This window comes from Mesorhizobium sp. WSM4817 (assembly GCF_055811135.1).
In genome coordinates, this window is sequence record NZ_JBVVQQ010000146.1 from 1 (window position 1) to 372 (window position 372).

At 68.3% G+C, this 372-nt stretch carries 1 protein-coding gene; it reads left to right on the plus strand.

Going from position 1 to position 372, the window contains the following annotated elements; genetic code table 11:
- A partial coding sequence (locus tag AC0L2K_RS35130; protein ID WP_473533676.1) for an NUDIX domain-containing protein occupies positions 1 to 366 on the plus strand: 366 nt, incomplete at its 5' end.
- Positions 367 to 372: the final 6 nt, after the last annotated feature.

The following is a 372-nucleotide window of genomic DNA, read 5'->3' on the forward strand; positions in this document are numbered from 1 at the left end:
CGCTCCCGCGACGGCGCGGTCGAGTTCCTGCTGGTCACTGCGCGCCGTCAGCCGGGCGAATGGGTGCTGCCTAAGGGCCACATCGAGGAGGGCGAGCAGCCCGATCAGGCGGCGGTGCGCGAGGTCGAGGAAGAGGCCGGCGTCCGCACGCGCGTCGTACGGCCGCTTGGCGATATCGAGCTGATCGTTTCCGGCCAGCCCCAGCGCATCGCCTTCTTCCTGATGTTGGCGACCGGGGATGGAGAAGACCGCGAAGGGCGCCACTTTGGCTGGTTCGGGCTAGAGGAAGCGCTCGGTCGCATCACCTTTGCGGAATCGCGCGAGCTGATTGCCCGGGCGGGCGGTCTAGTGGAGAAGGCGCGCTAGCATGAG